Annotated in this window: 11 protein-coding genes; 8 read left to right on the top strand and 3 right to left on the bottom strand. The window is 64.6% G+C overall.

Features of this window, described 5'->3' with window-relative positions; all coding sequences use genetic code 11:
• Positions 1-100 precede the first annotated feature (100 nt).
• A complete protein-coding gene (locus tag ACFDR9_RS25705; protein WP_409032803.1) occupies positions 101-877 on the bottom strand; it encodes an enoyl-CoA hydratase in 777 nt (258 codons plus the stop codon).
• Between the two features lie 280 nt (positions 878-1157).
• Here ACFDR9_RS25705 and ACFDR9_RS25710 point away from each other — a divergent pair, with 280 nt between their 5' ends.
• A complete protein-coding gene (locus ACFDR9_RS25710) occupies positions 1158-1595 on the top strand; it encodes a universal stress protein (RefSeq protein WP_017877659.1) in 438 nt (145 codons plus the stop codon).
• Positions 1596-1689: 94 nt separating this feature from the next.
• Here ACFDR9_RS25710 and ACFDR9_RS25715 read toward each other — a convergent pair whose 3' ends face one another.
• The gene (locus tag ACFDR9_RS25715; protein WP_051068320.1) at positions 1690-2913 is read right to left on the bottom strand and encodes a murein transglycosylase A; all 1224 of its coding nucleotides are present in this window, start codon (positions 2911-2913) and stop codon (positions 1690-1692) included.
• A 10-nt stretch (positions 2914-2923) separates the two neighbouring features.
• Here ACFDR9_RS25715 and ACFDR9_RS25720 point away from each other — a divergent pair, with 10 nt between their 5' ends.
• On the top strand, positions 2924-3070 hold the full coding sequence (locus tag ACFDR9_RS25720) for a hypothetical protein (RefSeq protein WP_409032804.1): 147 nt from the start codon (positions 2924-2926) through the stop codon (positions 3068-3070).
• A gap of 60 nt (positions 3071-3130) precedes the next feature.
• On the opposite strand, the gene apaG is transcribed toward ACFDR9_RS25720, so the two are convergent.
• The gene (gene apaG / locus ACFDR9_RS25725; protein ID WP_017877662.1) at positions 3131-3505 is read right to left on the bottom strand and encodes a Co2+/Mg2+ efflux protein ApaG; all 375 of its coding nucleotides are present in this window, start codon (positions 3503-3505) and stop codon (positions 3131-3133) included.
• Between the two features lie 274 nt (positions 3506-3779).
• Between apaG and rpe the strand changes: the two genes are divergently transcribed.
• The 6 genes from rpe to ACFDR9_RS25755 form a co-directional block, all read left to right on the top strand.
• Positions 3780-4445 (top strand): ribulose-phosphate 3-epimerase, encoded by a 666-nt coding sequence (gene rpe / locus ACFDR9_RS25730; RefSeq protein WP_409032805.1) that lies wholly within the window; start codon positions 3780-3782, stop codon positions 4443-4445.
• 1 nt (position 4446) lies between these two features.
• Positions 4447-5151 carry a phosphoglycolate phosphatase gene (locus ACFDR9_RS25735; protein ID WP_409032806.1) on the top strand — a complete coding sequence of 235 codons (705 nt, stop codon included), beginning with the start codon at positions 4447-4449 and terminating at the stop codon, positions 5149-5151.
• A 191-nt stretch (positions 5152-5342) separates the two neighbouring features.
• Entirely contained in the window at positions 5343-6839 is a 1497-nt protein-coding gene (gene trpE, locus ACFDR9_RS25740; RefSeq protein ID WP_026133098.1) for an anthranilate synthase component I, read from the top strand.
• Between the two features lies 1 nt (position 6840).
• A complete protein-coding gene (locus tag ACFDR9_RS25745; protein ID WP_017877666.1) occupies positions 6841-7404 on the top strand; it encodes an aminodeoxychorismate/anthranilate synthase component II in 564 nt (187 codons plus the stop codon).
• A 93-nt stretch (positions 7405-7497) separates the two neighbouring features.
• A complete protein-coding gene (gene trpD, locus ACFDR9_RS25750) occupies positions 7498-8535 on the top strand; it encodes an anthranilate phosphoribosyltransferase (protein WP_409032807.1) in 1038 nt (345 codons plus the stop codon).
• A 118-nt stretch (positions 8536-8653) separates the two neighbouring features.
• A partial coding sequence (locus ACFDR9_RS25755; protein ID WP_409032808.1) for a LysE family translocator occupies positions 8654-9038 on the top strand: 385 nt, incomplete at its 3' end.

The raw sequence follows: 9038 nt of genomic DNA on the forward strand, positions 1-9038 counted from the left end.
TCGTCAACCCCCTGATTTTCCTGCAACGCCGTTTCCGGCGCTCCCCGTTGCGCTGCAACTACTTGATTTCGCTACTGTTTCAGCGGGGAGGCGAATCATATCAAAGTCCGTCGAACTTTGGCAAGCGCTTTTCCAAGAAAGCGTGCATGCCCTCTTTTTGGGCCGGCGTGCCGAACGCCGCGTGGAACAAACGACGTTCGTAGGCAACGCCTTCGGTCAGCGTGGTTTCGAAGGCGCGGTTGACGGCGTCCTTGATCATCATCGCCACCGAAGTTGGCATGGCGGCGATGGTCGCGGCCGCAGCCAGCGCTTCTTCCATCAGCTTGTCGGCGGGAACAACGCGCGACACCAGGCCGATGCGCTCCGCTTCGGCGGCGTCGATGGTACGGGCCGTCAGCAGCAAGTCCATGGCCTTGCCTTTTCCGATGGTACGCGGCAGGCGCTGGGTGCCGCCGGCGCCCGGGGTGACGCCAACCTTGATTTCAGGCTGGCCGAATTTGGCGTTGTCGCCGGCGATGATGAAGTCGCACATCATCGCCAGTTCGCAGCCGCCGCCCAAGGCGTAGCCGGCGACGGCGCCGATGACCGGCTTGCGCACGCGCAGGATGTGTTCCCAGTTGCGCGTGATGTAGTTGTCTTTAAAGGTGTCCGGATAGGTGTAGTCGGCCATCGCCGCGATGTCGGCGCCCGCGGCGAACGCTTTCTCGCTGCCGGTCAGGACGATGCAGCCGATGCTGGCGTCGGCGTCGAACTTGTATAGGGCGTCGCCCAGCTCGTTCATCATGCGTTCGTTCAGCGCGTTGAGCGCTTTCGGGCGGTTCAGGCGAATCAGCGCTACTTTGTCGTGAATTTCGATAATCAGATCTTCGTATTGCATAAGGCTCTCCTATGGGTGGAACACGGTAGCGGCGATTGTAGCGTTTACCCCCCTTCCGCGAGTATGTGCAATTACTCACAGCCGTTCGCGGTGCTGGTAACGGCCTGGAGGCGATGCCGCTTGCCTCGCCGCTGCATACCGTGCGCGCCTGAATCGGCGCGGCAGCCTACACTCGGACATCAGGCAGCAGGAGGCTGGATTTGCACGGCTTTGATATGCATCAAGGTTTTTTTCGCCTCACTTCCATAAGCTGGCTTGTGTACATCCACCGGAGAATTCCATGTTCAACACTATCCTACTGCCCACCGACGGCTCCGCATTATCAGAAAAGGCCACCGTCACGGCGATCCGGTTTGCGCAGCTGAATAACGCCAAGATCATCGGCATCAGCGTGGTGCAGCCGTTTCCATTTTCGCCGATGAGCGACGGTGGCGCCGTCTTCGACGCCGGCCAGTACGAACGCGAGATGCACGAGACGGCGCAGCGCAACCTCGACAAGGTCGGCGTTGCCGCGCGCGAAGCCCAGGTGCCGTTCGAAGGCGTGGTGAGCCTGTCGGCCAGTCCGTACGAGGAAATCGTCGCGACTGCGGAGAAGTATCAATGCGACATTATTATGATGGCCTCGCACGGCCGCAAGGGCTTGAATAAGCTGTTTCTCGGCAGCGAAACGCAGAAGGTGCTGGCGCATACCACGCTGCCGGTGATGGTGTTGCGCTAGGACCGAGGTTTTCATCGGGTTAGCCCAAGGGCCGTTACCCGACAATGTTGGCTTAAAGCAGCGCCTCTCGCGGCTTGCAGGCGCTGGCTTTTTCTTAGCGTTTTGGCGCTTGCTTTGGCAGTAGCACCCACACCATGCCGCTCTGTTTCATGCGGCCGGCGTTTTCCGCCGCTTCGGCGCCGAAGCCGAAGAAGTAGTCGACCCGGATCGCGCCGCGGATGGCGCCGCCGGTGTCTTGCGCCATCACCAGGCGCTGCATCGGGATGTCGCTGTTCGCTTGCGTGGTCGACAGGAACAGCGGCGCGCCCAGCGGCAGGAAGGTGGCGTCGACCGCCACCGAACGCTGCGGCGTCAGCGGCACGCCGAAGGCGCCCTTCGGCCCCACTTTCGGGTCCGGCAGGCGCTCCTCCTTGAAGAACACATAGCTGGGATTGGCGTTGAACAATTCCTGCTGGCGCGTAGGATGGCCGGCGATCCAGGCTTTGATGCCCTGCGCCGAGGCTTGGTCCGCCGTCAGCTCGCCCTTCTCCACCAGGTATTTGCCGATCGACTTGTACGGGTGGCCGTTCTGGTCGGCGTAGGCAACGCGCACCGTTTCCTGCGCGTCGGCCAGTTGCACCCGACCCGAACCCTGCACCTGCAGGAAGAACGCTTCGACCGGATCTTCGACCCACATCAATTCCTTGCCCGTCACCTCGGTGGCGCGTTCGATCTCGGCGCGGGTTGCGTAGGGCAGCACTTTTTTGCCGACCAGGCGGCCGCGCAGGCGCATCCCCTTCAACTCCGGGTAGACGCTGGCCAGATCGACGCTGACCATGTCTTCCGGCACCTTATATAGCGGCGTCTGGTACGGCCCGCCGCGCTTGCGCGCGCCGTGCAGCAATGGTTCGTAATAGCCGGTGACCAGGCCGCTGTTGGCGCCGTCCGCCGCCAGCACCTGGTGCGGCACGAAAAAGGTTTCGAAGAACAGGCGGATGGCGCGTTCCTCGCCGGCGTTGACCTGGCGCGCGATGGTGCACGCCTCTTTCCAGTCGGCGCGCTTGACCAGCACGCCGCACGAGGCCATGAACGCCGGCCACGCCGCGCGCATGTCGTCGCGGCTCCAGCCCGGCAAGGCGGCGAAACCGACCGGCACGAACTGCGGCGCCGGCGCGGCGCTGGCGACGGCCGGCGCGGCGGCGGGCTTGGCCGGCTCCGGCTTGACGATCGGCGCGGGAATGTGCACCGGCGCGGGCGGCACCGGCGTGCTGGTGCAGGCGGCCAGGGAAAGCGCGACGGCGCCCATCGAAACGAGTAAACTACTGCGTGAAAATGACATGGGGAATGATATGTGGCTATTAATGTTGGAAGCGGTGTTTGCGTTTTTCTTGCTGGTCTTCATCGTCTGGTGGACCATGTATTCGGGCCGCAAGCCGAACCGTCCGGCGCAGAAAAAGCAATTGCCCGAGCACAAGCCCGGCGACAAAATCGAGTGACAGAAGTGAAGATGCAATAGGCGGGCGGCCGCGATGCGGGCCGCCCCGGGCCGGCAGTAATCAATGCAGGGTGCGCGGCAGCGACAGCACGAATTCCGGAATCTTGGCCTCGAACTGGTGGCCGTCTTCGGCGACGCAGAAATACTCCCCGACCATTGATCCCTGCGGCGTGGCCAGCGCGGTGCCGCTGGTGTACTCGAACTGCTCGCCCGGTTGCAGCAAGGGCTGGTGGCCGACCACGCCCAGGCCGCGCACCTCGTCGATGTGGTTGTTGGCGTCCGTGATGACCCAGTGGCGCGAGATCAGCTGCGCGCCGACCGTCCCGCTATTCTTGATCGTGATCGAATAGGTGAACACGAAACTGGTGCGGTCGGGGTCCGACTGTTCCGGCAGATATTGCGTGCGGACGGAAACAGTAAATTCATAAGAAGCCATCGAAATTCCTCAAGTAAGCTGTGCCAGCCCGCCGATGCGGGCATGTGACATTGTCAATGACCTGCCATTGCACCCCAAAACGCGGCCGGGCGCAAGGTGTCGCCGGCAAATAGACGCAAGCCGGGGCGACGCCAACGCGCAACCAGCGGGCTGAAAGCGGGCGGCAATCGGGCTAAAAGCGGGCTGCAAGCGGCGATTAAAACAGGTATAGCCGGAGCGCAACACCGCCGCCGGGCGTAAAATAGCGCATCTTTCACCTAGCCCGCCCCTGACCATGCCTACATACCGCATCGCCCCCAGCATCCTGTCCGCCGATTTCGCCCGTTTAGGCGAAGAAGTGCGCAACGTCGTCGCCGCCGGCGCAGACATCATACATTTTGACGTCATGGACAACCATTACGTTCCCAACCTAACCATCGGACCTTTGGTTTGCCAGGCCATTCGTCCACATGTGCAAGTGCCGATCGACGTCCACCTGATGGTCAAACCGGTCGACCGCCTGATTCCGGACTTCGCCAAGGCCGGCGCCAACATCATCACCTTCCATCCGGAAGCGTCGGAGCACCTGGACCGCTCGCTGCAATTGATCCGCGACAACGGCTGCAAGGCCGGCCTGGTCTTCAACCCGGGCACGCCGCTGCACTTCCTCGACCACGTGATGGACAAGATCGACATCATCCTGATCATGTCGGTCAACCCGGGCTTCGGCGGCCAGTCCTTCATCCCGGAAGCGCTGACGAAAATCGCCCTGGCGCGCCGCATGATCGACGAATCGGGCCGCGACATCATGCTCGAAGTCGACGGCGGCATTAAAATCGACAACATCGCCGCCGCCGCCGCGGCCGGCGCCGACACCTTCGTCGCCGGTTCGGCCATCTTCGGCCAGCCCGACTACAAGGCGGTGATCGACGCCATGCGCGCGCAACTGGCGAGCGTCTAAGATGACGGCGGCCAACGTTCTGGGCGGCGTGCGCGCCGCCATCATCGACCTGGACGGCACGATGCTCGACACCGTGCCCGACTTCCACGTCGCCATCAACCAGATGCGCGCCGAGTTCGACCTGGCGCCGATGACGGCCGAACGCATCACGCTGATGGTCGGCAAGGGTTCGGAAAACCTGGTCCGCACCGTGCTGGCGCTCGACTTCGACGAGGCCGGCGTGGCAACGCGCTTCGCCACGGCGATGGACGCCTACCAGCGCCACTACCTGGCCGTCAACGGCGACGTCAGCGTGTTGTACCCGGACGTGCTGGCCGGCTTGGACGCGCTCAAGGCGGCCGGCCTGCGCCTGGCCTGCGTCACCAACAAGCCGATCGCCTTCGCCCTGCCCCTGCTGCGACAAAAAGGCCTGGCCGGCTACTTCGAGATCGTCTACGGCGGCGACTCGCTGGCGCGCAAGAAACCGGACCCGCTACCGCTGACGCAAGTGTGCGCCGACTTCGACCTGGCGCCGGCGCAAGTGGTGGCCATCGGCGACTCGTCAAACGACGCGCAGGCCGCGCGGGCTGCGGGTTGCCCGGTGTTGACGGTGCCCTACGGGTACAATCACGGACACTCTATACATGAAACCGATTCAGATGGTATAGTTGACACGCTGCTTGTAGCCGCTCACTTAATTAGTCTGCACAACCAACCCGCACACTGACCACACACAACATGTTTCTCGACAAAAAACACAATGTTACCCAAACCGGCTCGATTGAGGCCTGGCTTTGGCGACGCTGGCAATCCTGGGCTAAGTAACCCCGTTTTGATTGCTGTCGGCTGCCCACGCGCATCCGGCAGGTTTTTTGCAAACCCACCGCCACACGCAAACCTGGCGGCATGGAGAGAAACATGACCGAACTCGAATTCAAATCGTTGGCCAATGAAGGCTTCAACCGCGTCCCGCTGATCGCCGAGGCGTTCGCCGACCTCGAAACCCCGCTGACGCTCTACCTGAAGCTGGCGCAGACCCAGAACGGCGGCAAGAACACCTTCCTGCTTGAATCGGTGGTCGGCGGCGAGCGCTTCGGCCGCTTTTCCTTCATCGGCCTGCCCGCCACGACGGTGCTGCGCAGCTTCGGCAGCCATACTGAAATCGTCAAGAACGGCGCCGTCATCGAGAGCCACGACGGCAACCCGCTCGACTTCATCGAACAGTACCAGGCCCGCTTCAAGGTGGCGCTGCGCCCCGGCATGCCGCGCTTTTGCGGCGGCCTGGCCGGCTACTTCGGCTACGACACCGTGCGCCACATCGAGAAGAAACTGGCCGACAGCATGCCCAAGGACGACCTGGGCCTGCCGGACATCCAGTTGATGGTGACCGAGGAACTGGCGGTGATCGACAACCTGTCGGGCAAGCTGTACTTGATCGTCTACGCCGACACCACCCAGCCGGAGTCGTTCTCGAAGGCGCGCCAGCGCCTGAAGGACCTGCGCATGATGCTGCGCCGCGGCGTCGACGCGCCGGTGACGTCGAGCTCGGTGCGCACCGAGACCATGCGCGACTTCAGCAAGGAGGACTATTTGAAGGCGGTCGCCAAGGCCCACGAATACGTGATGGCGGGCGACCTGATGCAGGTGCAAATCGGCCAGCGCCTGCGCAAGCCCTACGTCGACTCGCCGCTGACGCTGTACCGCGCGCTGCGCTCGCTGAACCCGTCGCCGTATATGTACTTCTACAATTTCGGCGACATGCAGATCATCGGCGCCTCGCCGGAGATCCTGGTGCGCAACGAGACGGCCGCCGATGGCGGCAAGAAAGTGACGCTGCGCCCGATCGCCGGCACCCGTCCGCGCGGCGCCACGCCGGAGCGCGACGCCGAGCTGTCGGCGGAGCTGCTGGCCGATCCGAAGGAAATCGCCGAACACGTGATGCTGATCGACCTGGCCCGCAACGACCTCGGACGCATTTCCGAAATCGGCAGCGTGAAGGTGACCGACCGCCTGGTGATTGAAAAATACTCGCACGTCCAGCACATCGTCTCGAACGTCGAGGGCGCCCTGAAAAAAGGCCTGTCGAACCTGGACGTGCTGCGCGCCACCTTCCCGGCCGGCACCCTGACGGGCGCGCCGAAAGTGCGCGCGATGGAAGTCATCGACGAGCTGGAGCTGACCAAGCGCGGCATCTACGGCGGCGCCTGCGGCTACCTGTCGTTCGGCGGCGAAATGGACGTGGCGATCGCCATCCGCACCGGCGTGATCAAGGACGGCATGCTGTACGTGCAGGCCGCGGCCGGCATCGTCGCCGACTCGATCCCCGAAATGGAATGGCAGGAAACCGAAAACAAGGCGCGCGCCGTGCTGCGCGCCGCCGAACAAGTGCAAGACGGCCTGGATGGGGAGTTCTAAGATGCTGCTGATGATCGACAACTACGACTCCTTCACCTACAACCTGGTGCAGTATTTCGGCGAGCTGGGCGAAGACGTGCGCACGGTGCGCAACGACGAGATCACGCTGGCCGGGATCGAAGCGCTGCAACCGGACCGCATCTGCATCTCGCCGGGACCGAAAACCCCGGCGCAGGCCGGCGTCTCGGTGCCCATCCTGACGCATTTCGCCGGCAAGCTGCCGATCCTCGGCGTCTGCCTGGGCCACCAGGCCATCGGCGCCGCCTTCGGCGGCCAGGTGATCCGCGCCAAGCAGGTTATGCACGGCAAAACCTCGGCGATCGCCCACACCGGCGTCGGCGTCTTCAAGGGCTTGCCGAGCCCCTTCACGGTGATCCGCTACCACTCGCTGGCGATCGAACGCTCGACGCTGCCGGCCTGCCTGGAAGTGACCGCCTGGACCGACGACGGCGAAATCATGGGCGTGCGCCACAAGGAGTTCGACATCGAGGGCGTGCAGTTCCACCCCGAGTCTATCCTGTCGGAACACGGCCACGCGCTGCTGAAGAACTTCCTGACGCGCTGAGCGGGAGGCCGCCGCGCGCCAATGGCGCGCGCGCCGCGCCGGCCCGTCTACTCCGCTCGTCTCTCCTGCGCCATCACTGAAGAAGGAAGCACCATGCCGATCACCCATCAAGAAGCGCTGCTGCGCTGCATCGAACACCGCGAAATCTTCCACGACGAAATGCTGCACCTGTTCCGCCAGATCATGTCGGGCGACATGTCGCCGACCATGATCGCGGCCCTGACCATGGGCCTGCGCGTGAAGAAGGAAACCATCGGCGAAATCGCCGCCGCCGCGCAGGTGATGCGCGAATTCGCCACCAAGGTGCCGATGGCCGACACCACCAACCTGCTCGACATCGTCGGCACCGGCGGCGACGGCGCCAACACCTTCAACATCTCGACCGCCTCGATGTTCGTCGCCGCCGCCGCCGGCGCGCGCGTGGCCAAGCACGGCGGGCGCAGCGTCTCGTCCTCGTCCGGCAGCGCCGACGTGCTCGAATCGCTGGGCGCCAACATCAATCTGGCGCCCGAGCAGATCGCCCAGTCGATCGCCCAAACCGGCATCGGCTTCATGTTCGCGCCGAACCACCACGCCGCCATGAAGCACGCCGCGCCGGTGCGCCGCGAGCTGGGCGTGCGGACCATTTTCAACATCCTCGGACCGCTGACCAACCCGGCCGGCGCGCCCAACATCCTGATGGGCGTGTTCCACGCCGACCTGGTCGGCATCCAGGTGCGGGTGCTGCAACGCCTCGGCGCGCAGCACGCCATGGTGGTCTGGGGCCGCGATAATATGGACGAGGTCTCGCTCGGTTCGGCCACCATGGTGGGCGAACTGGTGAACGGCGAAATCCGCGAATACGAGATCCACCCGGAAGACTTCGGCCTGCAGATGACCGCCAGCCGCAACCTGAAGGTGGCGGGCGCGGCCGAGTCGAAGGAAAAATTGATGGCGGCGCTGACCGGCGTGCCGGGCGCGGCCTACGACATCGTCGCGCTGAACGCCGGCACGGCGCTGTACGCGGCCGGCGTCGCCGGCTCGATCGAAGACGGCCTGGCGAAGGCGCGCGCGGTGATCCTGTCCGGCGCGGCCAAGGCCAAGCTGGAACAGTTCGTGCAAGTGACGCAGCAACTGGGCGCGCAGGCATAAGCGCCGCCGCCGCAAAACAAAACCCGCGCCGCAAACGGGGTCAGACCCTCGGGGCCTGGCCCCGGCTCTTCGCCCTTGGTTTCAAACGCGTCCCCGGCCCCCTAAAAGAAAGCCCACCATGTTCGGCATCCACGACCTCACCCTGTTCATCGTCTCCGGCTTGCTACTCAACGTCATGCCCGGCCCCGACTCGCTGTTGATCATGGCGCGCAGCGCGACCCAGGGCTGGCGCGCCGGCTCGGCCGCCGCGCTCGGCATCGGCGCCGGCACGATGGTGCACGTGCTGGCCGCGGCAATCGGCCTGTCGGCGCTGCTGGCGACGTCGGCCGCCGCCTTCACCGCCGTCAAATGGATAGGCGCCGCCTACATCGTCTACGTCGGCATCGCGCTGTTGCGCAGCAAACCGGCCCGGGGGGGGGGGGGGGGGGGGGGGGGGGGGGGGGGGGGGGGGGGGGGGGGGGGGGGGGGGGGGGGGGGGGGGGGGGGGGGGGGGGGGGGGGGGG

The sequence above is a fragment of the Janthinobacterium sp. CG_23.3 genome, from assembly GCF_046115965.1.
In the GTDB taxonomy this organism is placed as follows: domain Bacteria; phylum Pseudomonadota; class Gammaproteobacteria; order Burkholderiales; family Burkholderiaceae_D; genus Janthinobacterium.

What these genes read in the sequence shown, in the direction of transcription:
- ACFDR9_RS25705 (WP_409032803.1), bottom strand. Translation starts at nt 877, where the DNA reads ATGCAATACGAAGATCTGATTATCGAAATTCACGACAAAGTAGCGCTG.
- ACFDR9_RS25710 (WP_017877659.1), top strand. Translation starts at nt 1,158, where the DNA reads ATGTTCAACACTATCCTACTGCCCACCGACGGCTCCGCATTATCAGAA.
- ACFDR9_RS25715 (WP_051068320.1), bottom strand. Translation starts at nt 2,913, where the DNA reads ATGTCATTTTCACGCAGTAGTTTACTCGTTTCGATGGGCGCCGTCGCG.
- ACFDR9_RS25720 (WP_409032804.1), top strand. Translation starts at nt 2,924, where the DNA reads ATGTGGCTATTAATGTTGGAAGCGGTGTTTGCGTTTTTCTTGCTGGTC.
- apaG (WP_017877662.1), bottom strand. Translation starts at nt 3,505, where the DNA reads ATGGCTTCTTATGAATTTACTGTTTCCGTCCGCACGCAATATCTGCCG.
- rpe (WP_409032805.1), top strand. Translation starts at nt 3,780, where the DNA reads ATGCCTACATACCGCATCGCCCCCAGCATCCTGTCCGCCGATTTCGCC.
- ACFDR9_RS25735 (WP_409032806.1), top strand. Translation starts at nt 4,447, where the DNA reads ATGACGGCGGCCAACGTTCTGGGCGGCGTGCGCGCCGCCATCATCGAC.
- trpE (WP_026133098.1), top strand. Translation starts at nt 5,343, where the DNA reads ATGACCGAACTCGAATTCAAATCGTTGGCCAATGAAGGCTTCAACCGC.
- ACFDR9_RS25745 (WP_017877666.1), top strand. Translation starts at nt 6,841, where the DNA reads ATGCTGCTGATGATCGACAACTACGACTCCTTCACCTACAACCTGGTG.
- trpD (WP_409032807.1), top strand. Translation starts at nt 7,498, where the DNA reads ATGCCGATCACCCATCAAGAAGCGCTGCTGCGCTGCATCGAACACCGC.